This window comes from Nitrosopumilus piranensis, assembly GCF_000875775.1.
GTDB classification, from domain to species: Archaea; Thermoproteota; Nitrososphaeria; order Nitrososphaerales; family Nitrosopumilaceae; genus Nitrosopumilus; species Nitrosopumilus piranensis.
This window is the reverse complement of sequence record NZ_CP010868.1, coordinates 511,700-537,361: the sequence shown is the minus strand read 5'-3', so window position 1 is coordinate 537,361 and position 25,662 is coordinate 511,700. Positions and strand designations below refer to the sequence as shown.

At 33.5% G+C, this 25,662-nt stretch carries 32 protein-coding genes and 3 tRNA genes; 17 read left to right on the top strand and 18 right to left on the bottom strand.

Annotation, left to right across the window (positions count from 1 at the left end; translation table 11 throughout):
* Nucleotides 1-13: 13 nt before the first annotated feature.
* Nucleotides 14-301, bottom strand: a complete 288-nt coding sequence (locus NPIRD3C_RS03165) for an AlbA family DNA/RNA-binding protein (protein WP_016939700.1) — start codon at nucleotides 299-301, stop codon at nucleotides 14-16.
* A gap of 115 nt (nucleotides 302-416) precedes the next feature.
* On the opposite strand from NPIRD3C_RS03165, the gene NPIRD3C_RS03160 reads away from it, so the two are divergent.
* Nucleotides 417-956 (top strand): HEAT repeat domain-containing protein, encoded by a 540-nt coding sequence (locus tag NPIRD3C_RS03160; RefSeq protein ID WP_148702804.1) that lies wholly within the window; start codon nucleotides 417-419, stop codon nucleotides 954-956.
* On the opposite strand, the gene NPIRD3C_RS03155 is transcribed toward NPIRD3C_RS03160, so the two are convergent.
* Nucleotides 957-1,030: transfer RNA gene (locus NPIRD3C_RS03155), tRNA-Ala, on the bottom strand.
* A 123-nt stretch (nucleotides 1,031-1,153) separates the two neighbouring features.
* Between NPIRD3C_RS03155 and NPIRD3C_RS03150 the strand changes: the two genes are divergently transcribed.
* Genes NPIRD3C_RS03150 through NPIRD3C_RS03125 form a run of 6 tightly spaced genes read left to right on the top strand, consistent with a single transcriptional unit; the run spans nucleotide 1,154 to nucleotide 5,287 of the window.
* Nucleotides 1,154-1,999, top strand: a complete 846-nt coding sequence (locus NPIRD3C_RS03150) for a ferredoxin--NADP reductase (protein WP_148702803.1) — start codon at nucleotides 1,154-1,156, stop codon at nucleotides 1,997-1,999.
* A gap of 51 nt (nucleotides 2,000-2,050) precedes the next feature.
* A complete protein-coding gene (locus tag NPIRD3C_RS03145; protein ID WP_148702802.1) occupies nucleotides 2,051-2,653 on the top strand; it encodes a hypothetical protein in 603 nt (200 codons plus the stop codon).
* 34 nt (nucleotides 2,654-2,687) lie between these two features.
* Nucleotides 2,688-3,605: a branched-chain amino acid transaminase gene (locus NPIRD3C_RS03140; RefSeq protein WP_148702801.1), complete on the top strand. Its 918-nt coding sequence runs from the start codon at nucleotides 2,688-2,690 to the stop codon at nucleotides 3,603-3,605.
* A complete protein-coding gene (locus NPIRD3C_RS03135; protein ID WP_148702800.1) occupies nucleotides 3,606-4,541 on the top strand; it encodes a Gfo/Idh/MocA family protein in 936 nt (311 codons plus the stop codon).
* A complete protein-coding gene (locus NPIRD3C_RS03130; protein ID WP_148702799.1) occupies nucleotides 4,538-4,807 on the top strand; it encodes a Trm112 family protein in 270 nt (89 codons plus the stop codon). The genes NPIRD3C_RS03135 and NPIRD3C_RS03130 overlap by 4 nt, the downstream gene beginning before the upstream one ends.
* Nucleotides 4,808-4,810: 3 nt before the next feature.
* Nucleotides 4,811-5,287, top strand: a complete 477-nt coding sequence (locus NPIRD3C_RS03125) for an acyltransferase (RefSeq protein WP_148702798.1) — start codon at nucleotides 4,811-4,813, stop codon at nucleotides 5,285-5,287.
* On the opposite strand, the gene NPIRD3C_RS03120 is transcribed toward NPIRD3C_RS03125, so the two are convergent.
* From NPIRD3C_RS03120 to gins23, 5 genes are read right to left on the bottom strand one after another with little or no spacing between them, the layout of a single operon-like run.
* A complete protein-coding gene (locus tag NPIRD3C_RS03120) occupies nucleotides 5,284-5,481 on the bottom strand; it encodes a hypothetical protein (RefSeq protein ID WP_425338880.1) in 198 nt (65 codons plus the stop codon). The genes NPIRD3C_RS03125 and NPIRD3C_RS03120 overlap by 4 nt on opposite strands.
* Before the next feature lie 29 nt (nucleotides 5,482-5,510).
* Nucleotides 5,511-6,503 carry an MraY family glycosyltransferase gene (locus NPIRD3C_RS03115; protein WP_148702796.1) on the bottom strand — a complete coding sequence of 331 codons (993 nt, stop codon included), beginning with the start codon at nucleotides 6,501-6,503 and terminating at the stop codon, nucleotides 5,511-5,513.
* Entirely contained in the window at nucleotides 6,500-8,629 is a 2,130-nt protein-coding gene (locus NPIRD3C_RS03110; protein WP_148702795.1) for a DEAD/DEAH box helicase, read from the bottom strand. The genes NPIRD3C_RS03115 and NPIRD3C_RS03110 overlap by 4 nt, the downstream gene beginning before the upstream one ends.
* Nucleotides 8,626-10,713, bottom strand: coding sequence for a minichromosome maintenance protein MCM (locus NPIRD3C_RS03105; protein WP_148702794.1), 2,088 nt, complete (start codon nucleotides 10,711-10,713; stop codon nucleotides 8,626-8,628). The genes NPIRD3C_RS03110 and NPIRD3C_RS03105 overlap by 4 nt, the downstream gene beginning before the upstream one ends.
* On the bottom strand, nucleotides 10,706-11,224 hold the full coding sequence (gene gins23 / locus NPIRD3C_RS03100) for a DNA replication protein Gins23 (protein WP_148702793.1): 519 nt from the start codon (nucleotides 11,222-11,224) through the stop codon (nucleotides 10,706-10,708). The genes NPIRD3C_RS03105 and gins23 overlap by 8 nt, the downstream gene beginning before the upstream one ends.
* Before the next feature lie 194 nt (nucleotides 11,225-11,418).
* Between gins23 and NPIRD3C_RS03095 the strand changes: the two genes are divergently transcribed.
* Complete coding sequence (locus NPIRD3C_RS03095; protein ID WP_148702792.1) at nucleotides 11,419-12,369, top strand: replication factor C small subunit; 951 nt, start codon at nucleotides 11,419-11,421, stop codon at nucleotides 12,367-12,369.
* A 3-nt stretch (nucleotides 12,370-12,372) separates the two neighbouring features.
* Here NPIRD3C_RS03095 and NPIRD3C_RS03090 read toward each other — a convergent pair.
* The 3 genes from NPIRD3C_RS03090 to NPIRD3C_RS03080 all read right to left on the bottom strand — a co-directional run bounded on the left by NPIRD3C_RS03090 (nucleotide 12,373) and on the right by NPIRD3C_RS03080 (nucleotide 13,681).
* A tRNA-Ser gene (locus NPIRD3C_RS03090) sits at nucleotides 12,373-12,456 on the bottom strand.
* A gap of 81 nt (nucleotides 12,457-12,537) precedes the next feature.
* The gene (locus NPIRD3C_RS03085) at nucleotides 12,538-13,074 is read right to left on the bottom strand and encodes a 4Fe-4S dicluster domain-containing protein (RefSeq protein WP_148702791.1); all 537 of its coding nucleotides are present in this window, start codon (nucleotides 13,072-13,074) and stop codon (nucleotides 12,538-12,540) included.
* Nucleotides 13,075-13,189: 115 nt separating this feature from the next.
* Nucleotides 13,190-13,681: a 4Fe-4S dicluster domain-containing protein gene (locus tag NPIRD3C_RS03080; RefSeq protein WP_148702790.1), complete on the bottom strand. Its 492-nt coding sequence runs from the start codon at nucleotides 13,679-13,681 to the stop codon at nucleotides 13,190-13,192.
* Between the two features lie 108 nt (nucleotides 13,682-13,789).
* Between NPIRD3C_RS03080 and NPIRD3C_RS03075 the strand changes: the two genes are divergently transcribed.
* Nucleotides 13,790-14,455 carry a translation initiation factor IF-6 gene (locus tag NPIRD3C_RS03075; RefSeq protein WP_148702789.1) on the top strand — a complete coding sequence of 222 codons (666 nt, stop codon included), beginning with the start codon at nucleotides 13,790-13,792 and terminating at the stop codon, nucleotides 14,453-14,455.
* Here NPIRD3C_RS03075 and hisS read toward each other — a convergent pair.
* Nucleotides 14,436-15,719 (bottom strand): histidine--tRNA ligase, encoded by a 1,284-nt coding sequence (hisS, locus tag NPIRD3C_RS03070; protein WP_148702788.1) that lies wholly within the window; start codon nucleotides 15,717-15,719, stop codon nucleotides 14,436-14,438. The two genes, NPIRD3C_RS03075 and hisS, sit on opposite strands and share 20 nt — an antisense overlap.
* A gap of 80 nt (nucleotides 15,720-15,799) precedes the next feature.
* Here hisS and NPIRD3C_RS03065 point away from each other — a divergent pair, with 80 nt between their 5' ends.
* Nucleotides 15,800-15,976: a DUF1059 domain-containing protein gene (locus NPIRD3C_RS03065; RefSeq protein WP_148702787.1), complete on the top strand. Its 177-nt coding sequence runs from the start codon at nucleotides 15,800-15,802 to the stop codon at nucleotides 15,974-15,976.
* Between the two features lie 423 nt (nucleotides 15,977-16,399).
* Here the strand turns inward: NPIRD3C_RS03065 and NPIRD3C_RS03060 are convergent, their stop codons facing one another.
* A complete protein-coding gene (locus tag NPIRD3C_RS03060) occupies nucleotides 16,400-16,939 on the bottom strand; it encodes a DedA family protein (RefSeq protein ID WP_148702786.1) in 540 nt (179 codons plus the stop codon).
* A 100-nt stretch (nucleotides 16,940-17,039) separates the two neighbouring features.
* Here NPIRD3C_RS03060 and NPIRD3C_RS03055 point away from each other — a divergent pair, with 100 nt between their 5' ends.
* The 5 genes from NPIRD3C_RS03055 (at nucleotide 17,040) to trxA (ending at nucleotide 20,216) form a co-directional block, all read left to right on the top strand.
* Nucleotides 17,040-17,408: a VOC family protein gene (locus NPIRD3C_RS03055; protein ID WP_148702785.1), complete on the top strand. Its 369-nt coding sequence runs from the start codon at nucleotides 17,040-17,042 to the stop codon at nucleotides 17,406-17,408.
* A 42-nt stretch (nucleotides 17,409-17,450) separates the two neighbouring features.
* Nucleotides 17,451-17,867 (top strand): archease, encoded by a 417-nt coding sequence (locus NPIRD3C_RS03050; RefSeq protein ID WP_148702784.1) that lies wholly within the window; start codon nucleotides 17,451-17,453, stop codon nucleotides 17,865-17,867.
* Nucleotides 17,868-17,996: 129 nt separating this feature from the next.
* Nucleotides 17,997-19,598 (top strand): Ig domain-containing protein, encoded by a 1,602-nt coding sequence (locus tag NPIRD3C_RS03045; RefSeq protein WP_425338879.1) that lies wholly within the window; start codon nucleotides 17,997-17,999, stop codon nucleotides 19,596-19,598.
* A gap of 25 nt (nucleotides 19,599-19,623) precedes the next feature.
* On the top strand, nucleotides 19,624-19,770 hold the full coding sequence (locus NPIRD3C_RS10595) for a hypothetical protein (protein ID WP_182126384.1): 147 nt from the start codon (nucleotides 19,624-19,626) through the stop codon (nucleotides 19,768-19,770).
* Between the two features lie 44 nt (nucleotides 19,771-19,814).
* The gene (gene trxA, locus NPIRD3C_RS03040; protein ID WP_148702783.1) at nucleotides 19,815-20,216 is read left to right on the top strand and encodes a thioredoxin; all 402 of its coding nucleotides are present in this window, start codon (nucleotides 19,815-19,817) and stop codon (nucleotides 20,214-20,216) included.
* A gap of 2 nt (nucleotides 20,217-20,218) precedes the next feature.
* Here trxA and infB read toward each other — a convergent pair whose 3' ends face one another.
* From infB to glmM, 6 genes are all read right to left on the bottom strand, one after another.
* Nucleotides 20,219-21,979: a translation initiation factor IF-2 gene (infB, locus tag NPIRD3C_RS03035; RefSeq protein WP_342399210.1), complete on the bottom strand. Its 1,761-nt coding sequence runs from the start codon at nucleotides 21,977-21,979 to the stop codon at nucleotides 20,219-20,221.
* Nucleotides 21,980-22,006: 27 nt separating this feature from the next.
* Nucleotides 22,007-22,408, bottom strand: a complete 402-nt coding sequence (gene ndk / locus NPIRD3C_RS03030; protein WP_148702781.1) for a nucleoside-diphosphate kinase — start codon at nucleotides 22,406-22,408, stop codon at nucleotides 22,007-22,009.
* A gap of 2 nt (nucleotides 22,409-22,410) precedes the next feature.
* Nucleotides 22,411-22,611 (bottom strand): 50S ribosomal protein L24e, encoded by a 201-nt coding sequence (locus tag NPIRD3C_RS03025; protein WP_141976663.1) that lies wholly within the window; start codon nucleotides 22,609-22,611, stop codon nucleotides 22,411-22,413.
* 9 nt (nucleotides 22,612-22,620) lie between these two features.
* On the bottom strand, nucleotides 22,621-22,833 hold the full coding sequence (locus tag NPIRD3C_RS03020) for a 30S ribosomal protein S28e (RefSeq protein WP_012214609.1): 213 nt from the start codon (nucleotides 22,831-22,833) through the stop codon (nucleotides 22,621-22,623).
* Nucleotides 22,830-23,216, bottom strand: coding sequence for a 50S ribosomal protein L7Ae (rpl7ae, locus tag NPIRD3C_RS03015; RefSeq protein ID WP_012214608.1), 387 nt, complete (start codon nucleotides 23,214-23,216; stop codon nucleotides 22,830-22,832). The genes NPIRD3C_RS03020 and rpl7ae overlap by 4 nt, the downstream gene beginning before the upstream one ends.
* A 62-nt stretch (nucleotides 23,217-23,278) precedes the next feature.
* The gene (gene glmM / locus NPIRD3C_RS03010; RefSeq protein ID WP_148702780.1) at nucleotides 23,279-24,628 is read right to left on the bottom strand and encodes a phosphoglucosamine mutase; all 1,350 of its coding nucleotides are present in this window, start codon (nucleotides 24,626-24,628) and stop codon (nucleotides 23,279-23,281) included.
* Between the two features lie 47 nt (nucleotides 24,629-24,675).
* Between glmM and NPIRD3C_RS03005 the strand changes: the two genes are divergently transcribed.
* Both NPIRD3C_RS03005 and NPIRD3C_RS03000 read left to right on the top strand, forming a co-directional pair.
* A tRNA-Leu gene (locus NPIRD3C_RS03005) sits at nucleotides 24,676-24,763 on the top strand.
* Nucleotides 24,764-24,815: 52 nt separating this feature from the next.
* On the top strand, nucleotides 24,816-25,658 hold the full coding sequence (locus NPIRD3C_RS03000) for a formyltetrahydrofolate deformylase (RefSeq protein ID WP_148702779.1): 843 nt from the start codon (nucleotides 24,816-24,818) through the stop codon (nucleotides 25,656-25,658).
* The last annotated feature ends 4 nt before the right edge of the window (nucleotides 25,659-25,662 follow it).

Genomic DNA, 25,662 nt, shown 5'->3' with positions numbered 1-25,662 from the left:
CAAGTAAAGTCAGTTATGCCTGATTTCTCTTTACTTCAATTTCTATGGTTGAAACGTTTCGGGTTCTGCCGTCTTGTGACTCTAATGATTCTGAGCCTATTTTGATTTCTCCGATAGAGTATCCTGCATTTTCAGTTTTTCGTGCAATGATTTGAGCTACATCTACAGCACGTCCTATGCTGAGTCCTCTAGCTTTGATGTTGACGGATGGTAAGTTTGCCAATTGAATTAGCGTTGATGTAACATATGCCATCAATGGTTTCTTACCAATGAATATGGTGTCTCTGGCTTCGGTTGACATGAAAAATTTGGTATTTAAGGATAATTTAAAGCTAAAAGTGTTTTTTCCAGTATAAGATAATTTTTTTGAAAATTTTGAACTATTATTAACTAGAAACTAGGATTTTATTTCGAATTTGGAAAATATTTCAAAAGTTTTAGAATCTGGGAGCAGTAAAGAAAAAATCAAAATTTTAGAAACTTTGAATGAAACAGACAATCCTAAAATTTTAGAGAAAATTATTTCAAAATTAGATGATGACGATATTCAAGTGAGAGGAGAAGCATTTAGTTCGCTTGTATTAAATAAAAACAAGATAGCAGGTTTTTTAATTAAAAGTCTAAATTCATCCAGTAAAAATATTCGAGGATTTGTATCTTTAGTTTTAGCAAATAGAAATGAAACATCAGCAATTCCAAATATAAAAAAACTTGTAAAGGATGAACGTTCCATGGTTAGATCTTGTGCAATTGGCGCACTAGGATATCTAAAATACAAAGATGCCCAAGAAATTTTTCTAAATTCAGTTCTAGATGACAATCTTGAAGTTAGAAAAAGTGCATTACAAGCAATAATTAATCTAAAAATATCAATTTCAGAAGAAAAAATTAATGAGATCTCCAAAGATGGAGATTCTGAAATATTAAAAATGCTTTTGGAATTAAAAAAGAAATAGTGGACCGGAAGGGATTTGAACCCTTGATCCGATGCATGCCATGCACCTATCCTACCAGACTAGACGACCGGCCCATATTCAGATTACGAATCATTAACATTTTTTAAATTGGTTATTAACGTTTAGCGGTCAGATAGAAAATACATGTATGAAATTAACACAATATATTTAACCGTCAATATTATGATTGAATCGTTATGGTAGTAGATAACAAAGCAACTATCACATATGTTCAATTATTAAAAGAAGATCTAGTAATTATTAGATTAGTTCCAAAAGAGGGGTCAGTCCCAGAATACAAAGCTGGTCAATTCATTACATTAGGATTACCAAATCCGGTAGAGGGTGGAAAGATTGTAAGAAGAGCATATTCGATTGCATCTCATCCAGAAAATAGGGAATACATTGAGCTTGTAATTAGATGGGTTAGGAAACCACTTCCAGGAAGATTAACCACACAATTGTTTAATGCAAAAGAGGGAGATGAAATTCTTTGGCTAAAACCAACGGGTAGAGCATTATTGATTAATGAAGAACTTCCAAACGGAGAAAAAGACAATAGGAGAATTGTCTGCATAGGAGGAGGAACAGGTCTTGCACCTTTTGTGAGTTTTGCACAACATCTACATGATTCAGGAGATAAACGAGAAATTGTTGTTTTACATGGTGCCAGTTATGTGGATGAATTGAGTTACAAAGATCTGTTAACTGAACTAGAAAATGAGAGTATTAGAAGAGGTAAAGACGAATGGAACTTCAAATACAGAGCAGCAATCAGTAGGCCTCAAGAATGGTTTAACAGATCATGGGCAGGTCAAGTTGGAAGAGTTGAAACATTTCTAAGACCAAGAGATAATGGAATGTCACCATTAGAAGAATTGATTGGAGATAAGGTTACGAAAGAAAATACAATTTTCTATGTTTGTGGTTGGCAAGGTACCATTGACGGTGTTATGGATTTCTTAAAGCCAAAAGGCTTTGTTACTGAACATGATAAACGTGAAGACGGAAGTTTTGAAGTCAAGTACGAATCATACGGATAGAATTTTTAAAAAATCAATCATTGAAATATGAGAATCATTTAGGTGATCTAATTGATTACTGCACTTTATCTTGCACATTTAAATCCAGTAACAAAAGCTCATGTAGAAATCATTGAGGAATTAAAAAAAGATGCAGATGTTGTCAAAGTAATGCCTGTTGTTTTCAGAGATGGAGATAAAGAAATCAATAGTAAAAGTTTCCCATTTAATTTTGAAGTTAGGAAAAAAATGTTAGAATCAGTATTTGGAGATTCTATTCAAATTACAGATGATTATGCATTTTTTGCACCATTTAAGAAGTACATGCCACCATTATTATCACCAAAATCATGGCAATTAAGAAAACAAATTCTACGCGGAGTAGAAGGAAATTTTTTCTCATATACTGGAGACAAAACAGAAGGATACATGTTGAAGATATACAGGTTAAAGCCAAAGGTGGGTGAGAGAAAATCACTTTCCGCAGCATCAGTTAAAGAAAAATTATATGATGCAGCTGTTGGAAAAAAATCATCATGGAAAGAAGATGTACCTGAAAACATAATCAAGGTAATTGAGAATGATTGGAAAACTGTTGAAAAATTTGCAGATTCAGAAGACATGACTACACGAGTTGCTGGAATGAAATTTCCAAAAGAAGGCTGGTCAAAATAAATAAAGATTAATACACTGTATATAAAAAATTTCTATGAAACTTCCAATTTCAAAATATGTTTGGTTTGATGGAAAATATGTTTTAACAGAAAAAGCTCAAGTACCAATCACTACACATGCAATACATTATGGAACATCAATTTTTGAAGGGATAAGGGCATATTGGAATGGAAAAAATCTTCATGTGTTTAGATTAGATGAACATGTAAAACGATTTAGAAGATCAGGGCAATTTTACAATATTTCACTGAATTTTTCAGATAAAGAAATTATTAATGCCATAACAGGAATTTGCAAGAAAAATAAACTCAAAAAATCATGCTATATCAGACCATTTTATTTTGTTGGAGATTACGGAATTAATCTTCATGTAACTGAGAAGGCTCCTACAAGTGTTGCTGTTTTCACATTTCCTTTTGGGGATTTATTCAACAAGAGAGGTATTTCAGCGGCAATTGTTTCTTGGAGAAAGTTTTCAGATAGGTCAACTCCACCACAAGCAAAGATGGGAGGAAACTATCTAAATTCAATTATTGCCACACAAGAGGCAAAAAGAAATGGAGTAGATGAAGCAATCTTGCTTGATCATGATGGCAATGTTAGTGAAGCACCTGGAGAAAACATCTTTATTGTAAGGGAAGGTCAACTTGCAACTCCATCATTAGCATCAGCAGCATTAGAAGGAATTACGCGTGATGCAGTAATCAAAATTGCAAGAGATTTAGATATTGAGGTAGTTGAAAGAGAAATTACAAGAAGTGAGCTTGCAATGTCTGATGAGATATTTTTGACAGGGACTGCGGCTGAGATTACACCTATAATTGCACTTGATGGAAAGAAGATTAGTGGTGGAAAGCCAGGAGACATTACAAAGAAGATGATGGAAGAGTATACAGACATAGTAATGAACAAAAATAATGACTACATTCATTGGTTAACTGCGGTGTATTAGATGAAAATTGTACAAATTGGTACAGGAGGATGGGGTAAAAATCATGCAAGGGTTTTATCAGAATTAGGAGTTCTCAGTGCAATTTGTGATGTAGATGCTCAACGAAGTAAAGAATACGGAGAAAAATATTCTGTTAATCATTATACATCACTTGATAAGATGATGATCTCTGAAGAATTCGATGGAGCAATGGTTGTAACACCAACATTTACCCATACCACAATCACAAAAAAATTACTTGAGTCTAAAAAACATGTTTTTGTTGAAAAACCTCTTACATACAAAACAGAAGAGGGTGAAGAACTTGTTAAGATTGCAGGAAAAAATAAAGTAATTCTAACTTGTGGATATATTGAGAGATTTAATCCTGCAGTAGGTGTTGTAAAAAATCTTGTTAAAGAAAAAAAGTATGGCGATTTAATTATGCTTGAATTTCATCGTGAAAATAGAATGCCACTTAACATAAAAGATATTGGAATAATTTATGATACTTCAGTACACGATATTGATACTGCAAATTGGTTGTTTGATGAGATGCCCATAGTAGTTTTTGCTAAAGCAGGAAAAATAAATCACAAATATGAAGATTTTGCGAGTATAATGTTAGGATATAAAGAAAACAAAGTGGCAATTATTTCTTCAAACTGGATTACGCCAAAAAAAGTTAGAACATTTAGTGCTGTTTGTTCAGATGCAATTATTTCATCAGATTTTATTTCACAAGAAGTAAAAATAGAAAAAAAAGATGAGACAGAAATTCCTCGAAATGAGAAACAGGAACCACTATTATTAGAAATTCAAAATTTTCTAGATTCAATAAATGGAGAAAAAGAACAAATTGTAAAAATCCAAGAGGCAGTAAATGTAACAAAAATTGCTGAAGCTGCACTTTTATCTAGCCAAAAGGGGATACCAATCTATCTGAATCTAAAATGAATAAAACAATGATAGATATCTTAGCATGTCCAATTGACAAGAGTTTTCCTTTGGAATTATTTGAAATTGAAGAAAATAATAACATAGTTTCAGAAGGAGTTCTTTTTTGTTCAAAATGTTCTAGATTCTACCCAATAATCGAAGAAATTCCAATAATGCTTCCAGATGAGCTACGAGACAAAAAGCAAGAAATAGAATTTTTGAAAAATTTTAGGGATAAATTACCTGAAAAAATTATTACAAAGGCTAACCCATGGCATTTGTAAGATATGATAACAAATTTTATTTCTGAAAAAGCAAAAATTGGTCAAAATGTTTCAATTTGGCATTTTACGTATATTGGAGACAATGTTGAGATTGGAAATAACGTCAAGATTGGTTCTTTAGTGCATATTGATTACAATGTTAAGATTGGAGAAAATACAAAAATAGAAGGTTCAGCTTACATTCCGCCACTTTCAAAGATTGGAAAAAATGTGTTCATTGGACCAGCTGCAGTTTTGACAAATGATCCTTATCCAATGTGTGATAAGATGAGAGGAGTTACAATTGAAGAAGGTGCAATAATTGGTGCTCGTGCAGTAATTAAAGCAGGAGTAACCATTGGAAAAAACAGTGTTGTTGCAATGGGTGCAGTAGTAACAAGAGATGTACCTGAAAATGTTGTTGTTATGGGAATGCCTGCAACAATCAGAAAAACTAGAGAAGAATATGATATCAAGCAAAAAAAATGGCTAGAAAGTTAAGATTGGATCTCCTTTTGGAAAATCCAATTTTTCAGTTTAGATAGAACAAGAATCCAAATAATAACAAGAATTATTGCAATTACTGCTTTAATTATAGATGCAATTAACCAATTTGCATCTCCAAATCCTGAAATTTCTATAGGACCAAGAATTGTAACAACAATTCCACCTCCAAGAAGCATCAAAAGCCACATTCCAAACAGAAATCCATAGATATTTTTTCTCAAATTCTCACACTCATTAAAGAAGCTGTAATAATTGCAAGTATTCCTGAAAACAAGGCAAGTTTAAAGATTGTAATTCCAACTTGTCTTTCAGTTAATGGTCCTGTAGCAAGAATTAATCTAACCAAAGTTACAGGTGCAGCATTATCATCAGTTGCCTTTAACTTGAAATCTTCTGTATGATCTACAGGTGTTCCCTTGATTTGTCTATGTTCAACTATTTTCTTTACACTTGAAAGGAATAAAAATGAATTAATTACTGCAGGCAACAATGCAACTGCTGCAATAATTTCTACACTACCAACAATTGCAATAGTTCCATACATGACACCCAATGTTAGAGCTCCAGAATCTCCTGGAAAAATTTTACTTGGAATTTTATGAAACTTGTAAAATGCTAAAGAAACAAATCCTAAAGGTAAACTTACAATTGCAATTTCATAGTTTTGTACAATAAACAAACAGATCGATAAAGAAAAACTTGCAATGATCATAAATCCGCTTGCAACACCATTAAGAACATCAATAGAGTTGATTGTATTTCCAGTAATAGGGATTATAAAAATAATTAATGCAAGATAAAGTATGGGAATTTGTGCGGTTCCAAACAACGGAAATGATAAATCTGAATCATATACACCAAGAAGGATAATAGGTATGGATATAATTGCAAGTGTAACAGGTTTAAACCAACCACCCATAACTTTTCTATCATCAATATATCCAATTACAAAGGCTGCAGAGGTTGTAAAAATAATTGCAAGTATTTCATTTAATTGTAAAAACAAGTAAAGAATAATTTCAGATGCAATAATTCCCAATATTATTGATATTCCACCAGGTCTTGCAATCATAACATTACCTTTTTTATTTACATCTTTAACAACAAAATCTCTGAGTTCTAAAAATTTTATCAGAGGAGGAGTTAATATAAAAACTACAAAAAATGCAGCCACACAAGAGATTATTGCAGGAAAAAGAAATTCAATCAATATCTAATCTTTCGTAATTCGGACTTGATGTTATCCGCAATGGTTGAACCAATTTTATCAATATCTGCTAATTTATTCACAGGAATCTTTGCTAAATCATCTAGATTCCTAATTCCGTGTTTGAAGAGAATTCGTGCCCTTACTCTTCCAATTCCTTTGATTTGCACTAAATCAAGTAATTCTTCACGAATTCCATAGGTAATTCTTTGCCTAAGATCATCCAATTCTTCCAATAAATCAACCCTTTCAACATGTTTAGATATCTCCCTTAGGCAATAAGCCAGCCAGTTTGCAGTCTCAGTCATTCTATGCACATCACCAGACTCTATTCCTAGACTGTCTGAAAGTGACAATTCTGAAGATTCAGTAATCCAAGCCTGTAAAGCCAAGAGACTTCTTGAACAATCATATTCAGATATGGGTTCTAATAATTCTGAAGAATTGTTTTCTATCATTAAACTAGCTGCCTCATAGTCCTTCTGGCGGAGAGAGAATTTTGGAAAAAATTCTTCACAATTTGAAATTAAATGTAAAAACCCAAAAGTATGTTTCCTGTCTTGAGATACATTTTCAACAGCATCTCTAAAGTATGTTGCAGTTAGAGGATCAATGTAAAGCATAGAAGTCTTTTTTCCAAATTCTGTTGCGGCATACCTATCACCTTTTTTGACAAGCAAGTATTCACTAGAAAGAAATCTTAGAGAAATATCAATTGCAAATTTTATTGTGGGTTTTCTTGATTGTAATCCGCCTAATGTCTCTAAAAAAAACTCCAAGATTTCTTCTTTTTTAATTCCTGGATGAGTAACTACAATGCTTAGTATATGTGTTCGAAGAGATTTATCATCAGTTATTTTGGATTCAATTGGTTCAGGCTCACCATTTATGTAATAATCAATTAAATCTTCAGCGTTACCGTTTCCAACAATAATTGATTCTCCATAATCATCATATTGTGGTCTTCCAGCTCGTCCACAAAGCTGTTTGTATTCTAAAATACTAATAGGTCTGTTTGCCCCTACCTTTGCGTTATATCTATTAACATTTGAAATCACAACTCTTCTTGCAGGAAGATTAACTCCTGCAGCTAAGGTTGGTGTAGACGACAGTAATTTGATGGCACCATTACGGAATTCTTTTTCAATTATTTCTCTACAATTTTGATTTAATCCTGCATGATGGAATGCAACTCCTTTTTTAACTAAAGTTGCTAATGTTTTTACTAATTCTGTATGTTCATTCTCAGACAGGATTTTTTTGGAGGTTTTCTCCAGTTGAGCTATATCCTTTTTTTGTAGAATTTGTGATATTGCATCAGCTGCTTTTGTTGCTAATGATTTTGAGCGTGTTCTAGTTTCTGCAAAAACCAAGGATTGTCCACCATCTTTGACAGACTGTACACCTAAATCGACAGGAGTTCCACGAATGCTACGCTCAACTTCAAATGTTTTTCCACCATTCATTGTAACTTCACCACCATCACAGACACCTTCAGTTAAAGGAACAGGCCTCCAATCATTTTTGACTAGTTTACATCCAAGCCAGTCTGCAATCTCATCAGAATTTGTAATAGTTGCACTAAGACCTACAATCTGAGGTTTTGTTTCTAATAGTTTTAGTTGAGTTAAGATCATCTCTAATGTTGGTCCTCTATTCTCATCACCGATTAGATGAACCTCATCTGCAATCACTAACCCTATTTCATCAATCCATTCTGCACCATGTCTAATTATAGAATCCATTTTTTCATTTGTTAAAATCAAAATATTGTTTTTTTCTAGATTTTTTTCAATATTTTCAAAATCACCAGTAGAAATTCCTACTTTAATTTTCTTACCTAATGCAATTTTTTCTAATTTTTTAAACTCTGAAAATTTTTCAGCAGCTAATGCTCTCAAAGGACTAAGATAAATTATCTTACCCTTGTTTTTTGAAAGATAACTCATCATTCCAATCATTGCAATCAATGTTTTGCCACTTGCAGTAGGAGCAGAAACTAGAATGCTTTTGCCATCAAGTAATCCAGACTTTACACTATCAGCTTGTGGTGGATATAATTTTTCAAAGCCTTGTGATTTTAAGAATTTAATTGCAGAATCAGGGAGTTGTAATTTTTCTATTTTCATACTCGGTTATAATGACCGGGTTTTGATTCATAAATAGATGCTTCTCTAAGCATTCTTCTAATGTAATTTCTTGCCTCTTCTTCAGTGAATTTTTCACTCTTTTCAAGTTCCCTAACAAAGGCTTTTTCTTCAACAGGGATCTTATTATCACCTTCCAGACCTTTTAGTACATCCATGAATAATTGCATTTTTGATACTTCACTGCGAGGCTTTCCTTGTAATACGCCAAGATCAACTTTTCCAGTATTAACATCAACACCTGCATCCTGAAGCATACTTTGAATTAGGAAAATCGCACGCTCTGCATCTTCCTCTTCAACCTTATCTTTCATGAGTAATCTCGCTCTAGCAGTAGAGAGCCTGATGATACCCTCAAGTTGTCTAGGAGTGACTGTTATCATTTCTTCAGATTCTACATTTCTCATTTGTAGATAATAATCAAGGATTTTTTGTTCTGCTTCCTTGGTTAAATCAGGAGAACCACGTTTTGCATATGAGAGGTATTTTGTAAGTAAATCAACATCTACTACAGATTTTTTGTCAGTTCCTTGAGGGGTATGTAATTCAATAATGTGTCTTGCAATCTTTTCATCTTTCTCTTTAGTTGGAATATCTCTTACAACAAAGATCAAGTCAAATCTTGTTAAAAGAGGAATTGGTAAATTGACATTTTCTGTGATGTTTTTGAATGGATCATATTTACCATACATAGGGTTGGCTGCTGCTAAAATTGATGTTCGTGCATTTAGTGTTGCAACAATACCTCCCTTTGCAATACTTGCAGATTGTTGTTCCATAACTTCGTGTAATGCACTTCTATCTTCTGGTTTCATCTTATCAAATTCGTCAATACTTACAAGACCTTGATCACCAAGTACAACTGCACCAGCTTCTAGCATCATAATTCCTGTTTTGTCTCTTACAACAGCGGCAGTAAGTCCTGCAGCAGTTGAACCTCTACCAGAAGTGTACAGACCACGCGGTGCAATCCTAGAACAGAATTTTAGCATCTCACTTTTTGCAGTACCAGGATCACCTACAAGAAATACGTTAATGTCACCTCTAATTTTACTGCCATCACCTAATGATCTTTGATTAGAACCTACAATCAGTAACAAGATTGCTTCTTTGATTAAGGATTGCCCCTGAATATGAGGAGCAAACGAATCAATTAATCTTTGATAAACATCAGGACTATGAGCTAGGGCTTTAATCATTTTTTCTTCTTCAGGAGAAATTTCTTCTCTTTCAATTTTTCTTGCAGTTTTAGAACCACGTCCACCCAAAAATTCGATATTGTTTCCTTCAATTCTCAATCTATACAATCCACTGTGTCCACGAGTTACTCCAGTTACAGATTCTTGCTCTACTCGGACTACTCCGGTAAGGACAATTCTATCCCCAGGCCTAGCATTATCTACTAAATCCTGCCTAATTGTTACATCAATATAATGAGGGAGTTGTCCTGGCGGTAAATCTTCAGGAAGTTCTTGCAATCTTAGAATCTGAAAATCAATGAATTTACTTGCTTCTGGTTTTAAGTCAAAATCACGTTGTTTACAATTCGGGTTATCACATACAACTGGAACTTTAACATCCATTCCTTTAATTTGGATTACCTTAGTTTGATGCTCATCAGGACAAATAAAGATCAATTCTTTTGCAAGTGGTTTTACTTCAGAAGCTCTTACTACCATTCCTGAAACACTGGTAATGGTTCCAATGGTTTCAGCATTAATTTGTCTGAGACTTCGTTCAGAAGGATAGTTAATTAGTCTAACACGAACTTCGTCTTTGATTTTTTCAGCATAATCAGGGAATCTTGTTTGTAGTGCTTCTTTTATTGCTCTTGAGAATGCATCAAATATTCTATCAGGGTTTTCTGAAAATATCGAAATAATTTCTGGCTCAATTATCAAATCATTGTAATCAACAATAATGAATTTAGAATTTTTAGGCATCATCTCATCGATTGCTTGAACATACTTGTATTCACCACTACTATCTTTGAATCTAGTCAAGAATTCTTTTACTTTATCAGATAATGCTGAATCAGTAAAAGTACTAGTTTGAGCACTACTCATCTTTCTCACCTTGTATTTGATTTTCAAATTCTTTGCTATTATCATAAATTGTCTTATAGAAAATTACTTCTTCAACAGTTAGCTTGTTATACAAATCAGAATTTAGTTTTATAGAGTCAGCTAGTTTTACTAGTTTTCCTCTTCTCATTCGAAATAATTCTAGCATCATACTTTCTACTTTATCAAAATCATCTCGATTCAATTCTTTCATAGATTCTTTTAGTTTTATGTAAAAATGGGGCTCTAATGTAGAAATTTGATATTCTCCAACCATCTTTTCTTTGGATAATGCTTGTTTAAGTTCAGTGATCATGTCAGGGGCATCAAGGATTCCCAAATTATTGTCTGCTAGAATTTTACCTACCCATTGAGGTATGTTATTTACTTCGCCCTGTTTTCCCTCAGTCTTTAAACCTGCAACATTGAATTTGTAGTCTTGATTTACGGTGACTTTAGCATCCTTTAGGCGGTATCCAATCGAATGTACTTTTTCTATTTTATCAATTTCCATGTGAGATCACTTTTTGTCTTTTAGATCCTCAAGTATCGGATCGATCAATTCTGTTAACAATTTTGTGAGATCAATTGATCCTAATTAATCTCAGCCTGATCGCTCATTATATTGTGCTTAAATGGATTTTAATTTGCTGTATGTTACAATAACCAATTCGGATTTATTAGTGGGAATTGCTTCCAAGTACTCATATGGCTACAACAGGAATGTGGGTAGAAAAATATCGCCCAATGAAGTTGTCTGAAGTAGTTAATCAAACAGAAATTATTGGAAGTTTGGAAGCTTTAATCAAAGATCCTACAGATATGCCTCACTTGTTATTTTCAGGATCAGCAGGTGTGGGAAAAACGACTACTGCACTATGTATTTCAAGACAGATTTTAGGAGACTATTCCAAAGACTATACCCTAGAGCTTAATGCATCTGATGAAAGAGGAATTGGAATGGTTAGGGAAAAAGTAAAAAAGTTTTCAAGATATGCAGGAATGGCAGATGTTCCATTCAAAATTATTATTTTGGATGAAGCAGATGAAATGACATCTGATGCCCAAACTGCATTAAGAAGAATTATAGAAGATACTGCAAAAATTTGCAGATTTATATTAATTGCAAATAATATCTCAAAGATTATTGATCCTATTCAAAGTAGATGTGCAACATTCAAGTTTACATCAGTTCCTGAAGAAGACGTCGTAAAAAGACTCGAAGAAATTGCAAAAAAAGAAAAAGTAAAGGCAGATAAAAAAGGATTAAAAGCAATTTATGATTATTCTGAAGGAGATCTAAGGCATGCAATTAATCTGATGCAAGCAACTGCAAGTTTGGGTGCTATTTCTGAAGAAAATGTAAAGGCATCTGCAGGACTAACAAAAACAACAGATGTTGATGAAGTTCTAAAAATTGCATTATCTGGAAAAGTTCCAGAGGCAAGAGAAAAAATGATTGAGTTAATCAAAGTTTATGGAATGTCAGAATCAGACTTTTTGAAATATCTAAACTCTGCAGTATTCAAATCAAAGCATGACAAACTGTCAGATATTTTAGAAGTAATTGCAAAATATGATTACAGAATTTTAGTTGGTTCTAATTCTGAAATTCAATTGTCTGCAATGCTTGCAGAACTTGCAAAAATAGAAAATTAAAAACGCAGAGAGAGGGATTTGAACCCCCGTATGCTTGCGCACACAGGCTCTCAAGGCCCGCGCCCTACCGAGCTAGGCGACCTCTGCAAGAGATTGTGGATTATAGACATTAAAATTTGTTGAGGATGAAATTAAATTTGTAAAAATAAGAAAAAAGAAAAAAATTCTTTAATCGTGTGCGTGTGGATTTACAGAGGTTGATTCCATTTTTACATAAGAGCCATCAGCTTTTTCGTGATACTCTTGGTAAGATGGTTCAATCAAGATTGCATGTGTAGGACATGCTTCTTGGCAAGCCATACATTGTGTACAATCATGTTCTCTGATTGGCATTGATTTATCTGTGTAATCTAGACGTTCATCTTGTTCAGTCAAACCAGTTCCATCAAAAGTTGCATTAAGAACATCTTTTGCAGGAATATCTTTTTCAGTTCTATACCACTGGAAGGTTTGAACAGGACAGACACTCATACAAGAACCTGCTGCAACACAAGAATCCCAGTCAACTGCTACAGTTGTACCATGAATTCCAAGAGGAACTTGTTCTTCGCCTCTTGCTTCATATGCTGCTTTGACATTTTCATCTGAAAATGCTTCACCGTCAGTTCTGCCTTTACCCCAGATAAAGTGTTTATTTTCACCATCTGAGTGCAATGTCTTTCCAACGACTTCTAGATTTTCAACAAATTTTTCATCTATTGGCATAAAGTAATTTATTTCAAAATATTATTTAAAGCTAGATAAAATTAGTCGCGACTAAACAAAAATAGATCGATAAAATTCAATAAAAAATAAAAATTTCTAAGAAGGATTTTCGAATCTACAGAGTTTTTGCAGCATTTTCATGCTTTTCAACATTTGATTGATCTACTTTGATTGCTTGCGGAGGACAAACAGAAACACAAGCCATGCACCAAATGCAATCGTGTTCCCTAATTGGATCGGCCTTATCAGTCATGTCCTTTCGTTCATCTTTAACAGAACTTCCAGTTCCTTGAAAAGTTTGACCAACTACATCTTTTGCAGGAATATCTTTTTCAGTTCTATACCACTGAAAGACTTGTACAGGACATGCTTCAATACATGCACCATCTGCAACACAAGAGTCCCAATCAACGGCAACCATAGTACCACTTACACCAAGAGGAACTTGTTCTTCGCCTCTTGCTTCATATGCTGCTTTAACATCAGCATCGGAAAATGCTTCTGCATCTGATCTACCTGGACCCCACATAATGTGAAAGTGTCCTTCTCCATCTGAAATCTTTCCTAAGGGTTTTAGTCCTTCAGGGAAATTTTCTGCTATTGGCATGATGAGGTTTTGTCTCAGTTATTATTTAAAGCTAGACTAATGTAATTCTAGATTCTAGTCAGGAGAGATCCCTTACGTTCATAACGCTGTACGATCAATTTTGCAGATATGGATATTATCAAGTTTGATGTGTATCGCGGTCCTAACATAGGAGTTTACATTAGTGTTAATGATAGTGTAATTTTACTTCCAATGGGATTTGCAAAAACTAAAGCAGAAAAACTTTCAAAGCATCTAGGAGTAAACTATCTTTACACTTCAATTGCAAATACCAGATTAATTGGTGCATTATGTGTTATGAATAACAAAGGGATCTTGTTACCCAAAACAGCATATCAAAATGAATACGATTTACTCAAAAAAGAAACAGATTTAGAAATTGGAGTGTTAGATTCAAAATTTACAGCATTAGGAAATGTAATTTGTACAAATGATAAAGGAGCTGTTGTGTCACCATGGTTATCAAAAGAAGATTGTCAAACTATTTCAGATGTTTTAGGGGTGGAAACAATTCAGAAAAAAATTTCAGGGTTTAATCAGACAGGGGTTGTGATGGTGGCAAATAATTCCGGGGCGGCCATACATCCGGAGGCAGATGAGGAAGATATGAAGACATTTTCTAATTTATTAGGCGTAAAAGTGGAGCAGAGTTCTATCAATAATGGAATTCCATACGTGTCATCAGGAATTTTGGCCAATAATAATTGCATCGTGGTAGGATCATTAACAACAGGTCCAGAGATAATGATGTTAACTAGGGCTTTTCTAAACTAAGAACAGAGTTAGGGTCTTCAGTTAGTTTTTCTAGAGAAATTGTTCCCTCCTTTCCATCTCTCATGTCATGCAACAATACATTTCCATTTTCAAGTTCTTGAGGTCCCACAATAATAGAATATCTAGCATTTCCTGCATTATCCATTTGTTTTTTTAGACTACGTCCTGCCAAATCAATATCAGCAGGAATATTATTCAATCTTAATAGTGACGTAATGGAATGGGCAACTTTTTGCATATCATCATTAATGTAAACTACTGCAACTCTATTTTGTGAAACTTCGGGAATAATTTTTTGCTCTTGCATTGTGAGAATTATTCGCTCCACCCCACCTGCAACACCTGTTGCGCCAATATCATCTCTCCCAAATGCTTTTGTTAGCGTATCATATCTTCCTCCACCAGCTAAAGCACCAAGTTTTGAATTTTTATCAAATACCTCAAATACTACTCCAGAATAATAATCTAATCCACGAACTATACCAAAATTGATTCTTACATTTGAAACTCCTCTATTTTCTAGAGAGTCAAATAGTTGTTTTAGTTCATTCCACGATTCAAGTTGTGTTGTATCAAAATTTTGTTCTATTTGAGTAATAGTACCTTTTACTTGGGAGAATTCTAGAATTTTTTCAAGTTTAGAAGTATCATATCCCTTTTTGGTAAATTCAGTTAAAATTTCATCTTTTGATTTTTTTGCAATCTTGTCAATTGCTCTTAGAATATCTGCCACTTTATCAGAATCCGTTGTTTCAAATATTTTGTTAATATATGATTCAACTAGATTACGATGATTAATGTCAATTACAATATCTTTGAGCAATAACGAATCAAAAAGTCGTGATGTTAATTCAATTATTTCAGCCTCAGATTCAAGGGTTTTTTTGCCATAAATTTCAATGTCCCATTGATGAAAATATCGATATCGCCCTTTTTGAGGTTCATCATATCTAAACACACCACCAAATGCAGAAATCTTTGCAGGAAGTTTCATTGATTTTTGTGCAGTTGCATATCTTGTCAAACCCATTGTAAAGTCAAAACGTAATGCTACTTCACGATCTCCCTTATCTTTAAAATAATAAATTTCATCCCTAATTGCAGGACCAGATTTTGTCTCTAATGTTGATAATGATTCTAAAACAGAGGGCTCCATAAATGAAAATCCATACAAATTAGATAACTTTTTGAAATGATTTCGAATGTGTTCAATGTTTGAGTTTTCATTAGCCTCAAAATCTTTCATTCCTCGTGGGAGTTCCATTGATTATCCCATAATGAGTTATGATTTAGATATTTCTTTATTGGAAAATCAGATAAATATCTCTAAAAATTATTAACTCCATGACAAAAACCATTAGTTGTTCAGACGCAGGTAAGGATTGTAAATGGTCAGCATCGTCAGATTCTGAAGAAGAATTGATGAAAAAAGTTACAGAACATGTTTTAGCAGAACATAAAGAGATCGAACTTAATGCAGAGAGCATTTCTAGTATAAAATCACTAATCAAAGAAATCTAGTTTAGTACAACTATGCAAGACTAAGCAGTTTTTCAATTTTTTAGAACAAACAAAAATGAATAATTGATTAGTAATTTCTTTTATTGTATTATTCTATAATAATTCATGTTTGTACAAAAAGACAATGGATTTTTAGAAAAATTAGTCAAGTGGGCTGAATTAATTGGTGTTAATTTAGATAGAGATACAGAACAAGTTAATTCCTAAATATGGGAATTTTGAATTACCTTAGAATTCTTTAATCACTAATTAAGATCAAATGAGATTAGTTAGTACCCATTGTGGTAAAAAATTTGAAGATAGTAATGAAAAATTTTGCCATATTAATTGTCAAGACGCACACATTATTTCATTAGAACGCAGAATCAGTGAAAGAGGATCTTAGTCACATTAAAAAAATAAGTAGTGAGTAAGAATCAATTTTTATGATGTAAGAGCAGTTGCAAGCCCCATTGCTTCTCCAAAGTAGTATCCAGATAGAATAGTACCTGCAGACCAAACACAAGAACCTGCAAAGGTGTATAAAATAAATTTTGGAATTTTCATTTTTAGCAAACCAGCAGGAACTGAAATCATTTCACGCATGACAGGTACCATTCTTCCAAGAAAAACTGCCTTATCTCCATATTTTTCAAACCAATCTTCAACACGTTCTAATTTTTTTTCAGAAATTTTGAAATATTTTAGATAACGTAGTAAAACGACTCTTCCAAGTTTAAGAGCAATTAGATAGATAGATGACGTTCCTATAGTCGCACCAATTGCACCCAGAATTATCATAGGAATTATTCCAATAAGTGAGATTCCTTGTTGAGATGCCAAAAATCCAGCTGTTGGAAAAATAGCTAGAGTTGGAATTGGAGGAACTATAGTTTCAATTAAAGCCGCTAAGAATATACCTTCATAGAGATGATCTCCTAAAAAGTCTGTAATAAATACAAGAAATGAATCAAAAGGTTCCATTTGATTCTGAAAATAAAATCGCATTAAATTACTTTACGAGTAAAATCTGTAATTAGAAATTATTTTATGACTAGGTTTTCAATAAATAGTGGAGAAAGATTTGCCTAGAATTTCACATTTTGACATTCCATCAGACAATCCAGAAAGAGCACAAAAATTCTACAGTGAAGTTTTTGATTGGAAGTTTGAGAAATGGGATGGGCCTATGGATTATTGGATGGTTACAACAGGATCTGATAAGGAACCAGGAATTAATGGGGGATTATCAAAAAGAATCCCAGGACAAATTGGCATAACAAATACGATTACAGTTACATCAATTGATGAATTTTCAAAAAAAATTGTTGAGAAAGGAGGGCAATTAATTGTTCCAAAGATGGCAATACCTAAAGTTGGATGGTTTGCACAATGTGCCGATACAGAAATGAATATTTTTGGAATTATAGAGATGGATGCAAAAGCAGAATAAAACCAACTAGATAAATAATTAGAAAGAAATCAAAAAATACAATTGAGTTACAGATTTTTAGATCATGCAACAGATGCAATAATTGAGGTTACTGCAAAAGATCTCAAAGAAGCATTTTTAGTAACAGCAGACGCTGTAATTAACTTGACACTTGATCAAGACAAAGTAAAAGAAAAAGACAAAAAGAGATTTTCAGCCCAAGGAAAAGACTTACGGTATCTCTTATTTAGTTGGCTAGAAGAAATTCCTTTTTTACTAATTACTGAAGGATTTGCGATTAAAAGAATTGAATTAGAAATTATTCAAAATAAGGACTACAAAATTAATGCCACAGCATATGGTGAACCACTTGATTTCAAAAAACATAATTTCAAAGTCGAGATAAAGGCTCCGACATTTTATGACATGGAAATTAAGCAAAATGGAGGAGTTTTTATGAGATTTTTACTTGACTTGTAAAGTTGTGAATATTTCTTTGCAAATCTTTAGGATAAATTATACGTGTTTTTTAAAAGCCTCAAAAACAAAAGAACTTTGTTGAGCACAAAATTTGGAATATTTGGATTATTTTCATTATCTTTGCTGATCATGACACCAGCATATGCCGATGTAACATCAATTTCATTAGAAAAAAGTTTTTTCACCATAGATGAGAATTTTAGTTTTATTGGAGAACAAGATGGAAAGGATATTGTTTTTGTCATAATTCGGGATTCAAATGGGAATTTTAAGGGAATGTTATCTGATCCGGGACCATCCCAAGGAGAATTTAGTGTAATACCAAGACCAGTTTCAAATTTCTTTAATAATGAAGGAATCTATAATGCAACTGCATTTATTGATGATCAAAAAGAAGAAGAGGGAATTGTTATAAAAATAGAGTTTGACGGAAAGAAGATTTTTGAAATTCCAGATTCTGTTTTGGAGTTAAAGCCTATTCCAGATGTTGAAATAGATGAGTTAAAGACAGTTTCATTTACCGTTAGTGTAACTGATAGTTCTATTGAAAATGTAGTTTATAGTTTGGAGGGAAATGTTCCTAGTGGAGCTACAATAAATTCTGATACGGGTAAGTTTGTTTGGACTCCAACAGGATCACACGGAAATAATCCAGGAGCCGAATATACTTTTGATATTGTTGCAACCAGTGGCAGTCAGATAGATAGAGAATCAATAACTATAACAGTCAATGAACCAACAGCTGTTCCACCTGAACCAAAAGAGAAAGAATCTGAAAAAGAAACAGAACCAAAACAAACAACACAAGAACCTGAAGAATTAGAGATTCCAGCGCCATTTGTTGATGAATCAAAAGATCCTCAAAGTTATGTTGACAGATACAATAATGAGGCAAGTTACAAAAAATGGTTTGATGACAACTATCCGGAATATTCATCAATTTATGAGGCTGTGGGATTAGAGGAGCATCTAGAGATTCCAGCGCCATTTGTTGATGAATCAAAAGATCCTCAAAGTTATGTTGACAGATACAATAATGAGGCAAGTTACAAAAAATGGTTTGATGACAACTATCCGGAATATTCATCAATTTATGAGGCTGTGGGATTAGAGGAGCATCTAGAGATTCCAGCGCCATTTGTTGATGAATCAAAAGATCCTCAAAGTTATGTTGACAGATACAATAATGAGGCAAGTTACAAAAAATGGTTTGATAAAACATATCCTGAAATGACGATTTATGAAGCGGTAGGATTAGAAGAACCAGAAGTTATAGAACCAGAATTTGGAGAATGTGGAGAAGGGACAAAATTAATTGATGGAAAATGTACAGTTATTGCGTCAGAAAGTAAAGGTGGTGGTTGTTTAATTGCAACTGCAGCATATGGCTCTGAGATGGCTCCCCAAGTTCAATTACTCAGAGAGATTCGTGATAATCAATTGCTGAATACCAATTCAGGTACATCATTTATGACAGGATTTAATCAATTGTATTATTCATTTTCCCCACATATTGCCGATATGCAAAGAGAAAATCCAATGTTCAAAGAAGCAGTAAAGATTGGAATCACACCACTACTCTCATCATTATCCGTTATGGAGTATGCAGAATCAGAATCACAAGTTCTCGGATATGGAATTGGAGTGATAATGATGAACATTGGAATATATTTTGCAGCGCCAGCAATGTTGTTTTATGGAATAAAAAAAGTAAGACGAGTTAGGTTTTAATCATAATACTTTGTCTACCCATCATATGGGGAAACTAAGCAGAAATCTTCGAATTTGTGGAGATTGTGGAATAGCATACACATCAGTTAGTTTTACAAAATATATCGATCAATGTCCCATTTGTAAATCAAGAAGATTTGAAGCAATACCAGTAAAATCAGCTGATGAATAATTTTTCAATATAGATTTTTTAGTAGAATAGATTTTTGTATCATATTGTCTGAAGACCCAGAAATTGAAAAGATCAAACAAAGGAAATTAGAAGAGATGTTAAAACAACAAAATCAGCCTAAAATTGAGCCTGGGATTATTGATTTAGACGATTCTAATTTTGACCAAGTCATTTTAGCCGAAAATCCAACATTGATTGATTTTTGGGCTGAATGGTGTGGACCATGCAAAATGATGCATCCAGTATTTGAGAGTTTATCAAAAAAATATCCTAAAGTGAAATTTGCAAGAGTAAATGTTGACAAAAATCAAAATATTGCAATGAAATTTGCAGTTCAATCGATTCCTACATTTATTATGTTCAAATCAGGACAAATTGTGGATAAAATGATGGGGGCAGTTGGGGCTCCTGGAATCAATATGATTTGTCAAAAGCACTCAAAATAAAATCAGTAAGCATAAGCTGCTTCTTTCTTTCTTTGAATTTCTACGATTTCATTCAATACTTCTTGTTCTTCAGTACTTAGTTTATGCATGAATTTGTTTAGTAATTGTTTTGCTTCATGTGATGGCGGAAATGTGTAAAACACTTCTTCTTCAAAAATTTGTCTTCCAATAGTTACATCTTGCACCGAACATGCTACTTCATCACCGGCTTTTGCAGAACTAACAGTTTTTTTATCATGTTGTAATTGATGGATATTTCCAATTTTTCGTCCATCAGCATTCATAAATGGAATTTTATGCTTTAAAGTTCCAACATCTACTCTAATTCCAAAAACTGCAGGATTATTATTTCTAAAGACCATTCCTTTAAGAAAAATAAATTTTGAAACAGGTGTTAATTCAGAAAATATTGCATCTTCTTCATGTGCAGTGTCTTCTTCAACCCAAGCATTATAATTGTCAATTAAACTATAGATTACTTTGTCTTCAAAGACTTTGATATGACTAATTTCTGATTCTTCTTTTGCATCAGGAAGTACCTTGACATTAAATGCCAAAACAATTCCCAAATGTCTGTCTTTTTCTTTTATTGCCTTTGCTTCAATAACATCACGTCTGTTTACTGGGCCAATATCGGCTTTTGCCACAGGTACCTGAGAGCGCCTAAGCATTTCAACTATGGCTTCAAGAGAACCAATTGTATCACATTTTAGAATAATTCCATTGGTTTCAGTATCAACAAACATAGATTTCATTTCAGATTCAATGAGATTGGTGTATTTTGCAATCTCATCATCATTTGTTGCAACATATAGCGTACTACCGGGAAGAACACCTTCAAGTTCGGGGGATGCAATCTTTAGGCCAGCTGCAGCATCTACTTGTGGAGTTGGCTTGAATTTATCACGAGGATCACGCATCTCATCAAGTGCTTTTGGCAGCAACAGAGCTTTTGGTTTTGTAACAATTACACCATCACGTTTTGCAACAACTATACTGTCTTCTTTTTTGATTGATCCGTCAATTAGAATAATATTTGCAGTTTGACCTAATCCAACTTCATCTTTTACCTCTAAGACAATTCCACGTGGATCTTTTTCTTCTTGATTGAGTCTTTTTTGTAGATATTGTTGAGTCAGGCCTACCAACACACTAAGTAATTCAGGAATACCAACACCAGAACGAGCAGATATTGGAACAATCGCAATTTCAGATTTAAAGTCCTTAACACGATAAAATGCTTCAGACTGATATCCTAAGACAGAAAGGGTTCCTACAACATCATAGATTTTTTGATCAAGATCGGCCTGAATAGATGCGTCTTGTTCTTTAATTGCTTGTGAAATAAAAGTAGTATCAGATTTTCGCCATCCAGATATTTGATCACATTTGTTCAATGCTACAACAAAAGGAACTTTTCTACTCTGTAAAATTTTCAAACTTTCATTTGTTTGTGGCTGAAATCCACGATTAACATCAACCACTAAAATGGCAATATCTGCAGCAGAACCTCCACGAGAACGTAGATTTGTAAAAACTTCGTGTCCAGGAGTATCAATTACTAAAATTCCAGGAACTTTGTTTTCTGATTGTTCGAGTTTCTTGTATAATGGACCACAAGTTTCTTTGATTGTCTCAGTAGGAAGAAAACTTGCACCAATATGCTGTGTTATCCCACCAGCTTCTCTTCCCTGAACACCAGTTCCACGAATTCTATCTAATAGTGATGTTTTACCAGAGTCTACGTGACCAAGAACTGCCACTATGGGCTGACGAATTTGCAAATCAGATCACTCAAATGCTACCCTCGATTCGTGATCAAAACTTTCTTGTGAATCTGATGCATGAATAATATTTTCACTAAATCCTAATCCAAAGTCACCTCTAATAGAACCAGGAGCTGCTTCAAAAGATTTTGTTGCCCCAATCATTATTCTAGTAGTTGCAATTGCATTGTTGCCTTCAATAATTGCTGCAACTACAGGTCCTGAGGTGATAAATGATGTTAATTCACCAAAGAATGGTTTGTCTTTATGAACACCATAGAAATTTTCTGCCTGCTCTTTAGTAAATGTAAACATCTTTAGTTTTAAAATTTTGAATCCTTTTCTTTCAAATCTAGAAATAACTTCACCAACTAGATTTCTAGCTACTGCGTCTGGCTTTACAATGAATAACGATTTTTCGGTCAATTTTACTTCTTTCTAATTCCGCCTTTAACGTACTTTTTTGTCCATTTGAATTTTCTTGGATCACGTTTAAGATCTAGTGCATTTTTTTTACATTTTGCAGAACAAAACCATAAGACAGTTCCATCATTTTTTGCAAGCATTGTACCAGATCCTTTTGCTACAGGTCTGTTACAGAAATTACATGGTTTAACTAAAAGACTCATTCAATACACCTACTTGATCTTCTTTGCTTCTCTCTCTGTTTCTCTTAGCATTAGAATTTCTCCCAACCTAACAGAACCTTTGACATTTCTGGTAAGAATTCTACCTTTATCTTTTCCAGTAAGAACTTTAACTCTAACTTGAATTACTTCACCAGCAATGCCTGTTCGTCCAACAATTTGAATAATTTCAGAGTGAACTACTTCATCAGTTGTAGCGCTCATTGATCAGTCTTTCCACCTTTAATTTTAGCAATTGATGAGACAACTTGGTCTACAATGTGTTGTGCGTCACCAGCATCCAAAATTGCTGCAGCGGCAGAAGTAATGTCAATACCTAATGATTTGCCTAATTCTTGTTTGCTTGGAACAAATGCAAATGCTGCTCCTTGTTCTTCACAAAGAATTGGAAGATGTGCAACTACCTCAGGAGGTTCTACATCTTCAGCAATGACAATTAATTTGCTAGTACCACGTTCGATTGCCTTGGTTGCTTCGTTAGTTCCTTTCTTAACTTTACCACTGGTAGATGCAACTCTAACTGCCTCTAAGATTGGATTTACGAGGTCCTCTGGCGTCTCAAATTTAACATAATATGCTTTTCCCATACTTCGTCACCCTTAGGGTTCATTCTCCATTCTCATCATCGTTACGTTTGGTTTTAAAAGTGTTATCTGGAAATGATTGTCTTAACTTTTTGGAGATATTCAGACATCAAATCGTCTAATTTTTCTTGACTTTGAGCTTCGGCATATACTCTTACAATTGGTTCTGTCCCACTAGGTCGTATCATAACCCAATTTTTTGAATCCATGTTGATTTTGATGCCATCAGTAGTATCAGAATTTGGAAATTCGTCTTTAAGGGAAGAAATCAATTTAGGAACGTTTTCAGTGGAACACGCAACTTTATCTTTTGTAGTAAAAGATGGGGGGAGATCAGAGATTTCATCATACAATGAATTAGAAGATGCAGCTAAAAGATCAAGCATTAACGCCAAAGTCATACAACCATCTCTAACTTGATTATGCTTTCCAAACATGAATCCACCGTTTTCTTCAAATCCTATCAATGCATCAGTTGGTACCATTTTTCTTGATACTTCAACACTTCCAACTTTTGTTCGGATAACTTTAGAATCAAATTGTTCTGCTAGAAATTCAATATTAGAGCCAGAATTCAAACAAGTAACAACTAATGAATTTGGATTATTAGATAAGATATGTTTAGTTAACAAAAGTGCCGATTTGTCACCAGTCAAAATATTTCCTTTATTATCACAAAAAATACTTCGATCACCATCACCGTCAAATGCTATTCCCACATCAGCATTGTTTTCAACTACAGTCCTTGATAATTCTGAAAGATTCTGAGGGGTTGGTTCTGAGCCACGTCCTGGAAATGTACCATCAATATTCGCATTTACAAGAAAAGTTTCACAATTAATCATTTTACAAAAGTCTGGAGCAGATACTGCCTGTGCGCCATTTCCAAGATCTAAAACAACCTTGAAATGTTTTGATTCTATTAATTTAGAATTAACTTGGGAAATTATTCCATTTAGATAAGTGCTAATTGCACGTTCTTCATTTTTTGTTGTTCCCCAATTTTTAGAATTTTTAATCCAATTTTTTTGAAGATAAATATTTTCAATGATTAATTCATTTTCTCGGGAAATTTCTACCCCATCATATGCAGCAGGTTTAATTCCATTATATTGAGGAGGATTATGAGATGCAGTAATCATTATACCACCTACATAACCTAATTTCTTTACTGCAAATTCAAGACAAGGTGTTGGAACAATTCCTGCAACACTACAATCAATTCCTATTGAATTAAGAGCAGAAGTTACAACTTTACAAATAATAGGACTGGAATCTCTTCCATCATATCCAACTAATATTGGTCCCTTTTCAAAAAAAGTTCCAATTGCCAGAGTCATATCATGAATAAATTCTAATGTAAAATCTTCATCAAAGATACCACGAATTCCATTTGTGCCAAAAAATTTTGCCATGATGTAGTTCAATAATAGATAAATTTGTGTTTAATGGCAAGTCCGTTGCGGGAGTCGCCCAGCCTGGTCAAAGGCGTAGGGCTTAGGACCCTATCTCTTAGGAGTTCGTGGGTTCAAATCCCACCTCCCGCACCATTTTGATTTCTGTGAATGATTAATAATAAGAAAATCTTCAACAAACAAAGTCATGAAAAAAACTGTGGTTGGTATAACAGTTGTTGGTAAAGACAGAGAAGGGATTGTAGCCTCATTCACAAATTTTGCATTCTCAAAAGGCGGTAACATAGAGAAAGTAAATCAAAATGTAATCAAAGGTCTTTTCGGAATGTATCTAGAAGTTTCTTTTTCAAAAGCAGTAGATGTAAAAAAATTTGATTCAGAAATTCAGACTTTGGCTAAAAAAGAAAAGATGGATGTTAGTACTCATCATGAAACAAATTCTCAAAAAAATATTGCAGTTTTTGTAACAAAAGAACCATTATGTCTACAAACAATTCTGGCTAAATCAAAATCACTCAAAGGGAAAATTTCAGTGATAATTGGTACTGAAAAAACACTTGAACCATTAGCAAAAAAAGCAAAGATTCCATTTGTTGTAGTTACAGAAAAAAATCAGCAAAAAGCTGAAGAAAAAATTATTCAGATTTGTAAAAAATACAATATCGATTTAATAGCACTTGCAAGATACATGAGAATTCTTAGCCCTAACTTTGTTTGGAGATATCCAAATAGAATTATTAACATACACCCATCATTGTTGCCTGCATTCCCAGGTGCACTAGCATATGCACAAGCATATGAAAGGGGAACAAAAATTGTAGGGGTAACATCTCATTATGTAACAGAAAACTTAGATCAAGGTCCGATTATTTTCCAAGATTCTTTCAAAGTGGATCCAAATGATACGCTAGAAAAAATTAAGACAAAGGGGCAAAAATTAGAGGCAGACACATTATTCAAAGCAATAAAAATGCATCTAGAAAATAAATTGGATGTACAGTGGAGAAAGGTTCACGTAAGATCAAAGTGAATCA

Bases quoted from the DNA above. Each gene is read 5' to 3' on its own strand.
- NPIRD3C_RS03165 (WP_016939700.1), bottom strand. From the start codon at position 301: ATGTCAACCGAAGCCAGAGACACCATATTCATTGGTAAGAAACCATTG.
- NPIRD3C_RS03150 (WP_148702803.1), top strand. From the start codon at position 1,154: ATGGTAGTAGATAACAAAGCAACTATCACATATGTTCAATTATTAAAA.
- NPIRD3C_RS03140 (WP_148702801.1), top strand. From the start codon at position 2,688: ATGAAACTTCCAATTTCAAAATATGTTTGGTTTGATGGAAAATATGTT.
- NPIRD3C_RS03135 (WP_148702800.1), top strand. From the start codon at position 3,606: ATGAAAATTGTACAAATTGGTACAGGAGGATGGGGTAAAAATCATGCA.
- NPIRD3C_RS03130 (WP_148702799.1), top strand. From the start codon at position 4,538: ATGAATAAAACAATGATAGATATCTTAGCATGTCCAATTGACAAGAGT.
- NPIRD3C_RS03125 (WP_148702798.1), top strand. From the start codon at position 4,811: ATGATAACAAATTTTATTTCTGAAAAAGCAAAAATTGGTCAAAATGTT.
- NPIRD3C_RS03120 (WP_425338880.1), bottom strand. From the start codon at position 5,481: ATGTGGCTTTTGATGCTTCTTGGAGGTGGAATTGTTGTTACAATTCTT.
- NPIRD3C_RS03110 (WP_148702795.1), bottom strand. From the start codon at position 8,629: ATGAAAATAGAAAAATTACAACTCCCTGATTCTGCAATTAAATTCTTA.
- NPIRD3C_RS03105 (WP_148702794.1), bottom strand. From the start codon at position 10,713: ATGAGTAGTGCTCAAACTAGTACTTTTACTGATTCAGCATTATCTGAT.
- gins23 (WP_148702793.1), bottom strand. From the start codon at position 11,224: ATGGAAATTGATAAAATAGAAAAAGTACATTCGATTGGATACCGCCTA.
- NPIRD3C_RS03095 (WP_148702792.1), top strand. From the start codon at position 11,419: ATGGCTACAACAGGAATGTGGGTAGAAAAATATCGCCCAATGAAGTTG.
- NPIRD3C_RS03085 (WP_148702791.1), bottom strand. From the start codon at position 13,074: ATGCCAATAGATGAAAAATTTGTTGAAAATCTAGAAGTCGTTGGAAAG.
- NPIRD3C_RS03080 (WP_148702790.1), bottom strand. From the start codon at position 13,681: ATGCCAATAGCAGAAAATTTCCCTGAAGGACTAAAACCCTTAGGAAAG.
- NPIRD3C_RS03075 (WP_148702789.1), top strand. From the start codon at position 13,790: ATGGATATTATCAAGTTTGATGTGTATCGCGGTCCTAACATAGGAGTT.
- hisS (WP_148702788.1), bottom strand. From the start codon at position 15,719: ATGGAACTCCCACGAGGAATGAAAGATTTTGAGGCTAATGAAAACTCA.
- NPIRD3C_RS03065 (WP_148702787.1), top strand. From the start codon at position 15,800: ATGACAAAAACCATTAGTTGTTCAGACGCAGGTAAGGATTGTAAATGG.
- NPIRD3C_RS03060 (WP_148702786.1), bottom strand. From the start codon at position 16,939: ATGGAACCTTTTGATTCATTTCTTGTATTTATTACAGACTTTTTAGGA.
- NPIRD3C_RS03045 (WP_425338879.1), top strand. From the start codon at position 17,997: ATGACACCAGCATATGCCGATGTAACATCAATTTCATTAGAAAAAAGT.
- NPIRD3C_RS10595 (WP_182126384.1), top strand. From the start codon at position 19,624: ATGGGGAAACTAAGCAGAAATCTTCGAATTTGTGGAGATTGTGGAATA.
- NPIRD3C_RS03025 (WP_141976663.1), bottom strand. From the start codon at position 22,611: ATGAGTCTTTTAGTTAAACCATGTAATTTCTGTAACAGACCTGTAGCA.
- NPIRD3C_RS03020 (WP_012214609.1), bottom strand. From the start codon at position 22,833: ATGAGCGCTACAACTGATGAAGTAGTTCACTCTGAAATTATTCAAATT.
- rpl7ae (WP_012214608.1), bottom strand. From the start codon at position 23,216: ATGGGAAAAGCATATTATGTTAAATTTGAGACGCCAGAGGACCTCGTA.
- glmM (WP_148702780.1), bottom strand. From the start codon at position 24,628: ATGGCAAAATTTTTTGGCACAAATGGAATTCGTGGTATCTTTGATGAA.
- NPIRD3C_RS03000 (WP_148702779.1), top strand. From the start codon at position 24,816: ATGAAAAAAACTGTGGTTGGTATAACAGTTGTTGGTAAAGACAGAGAA.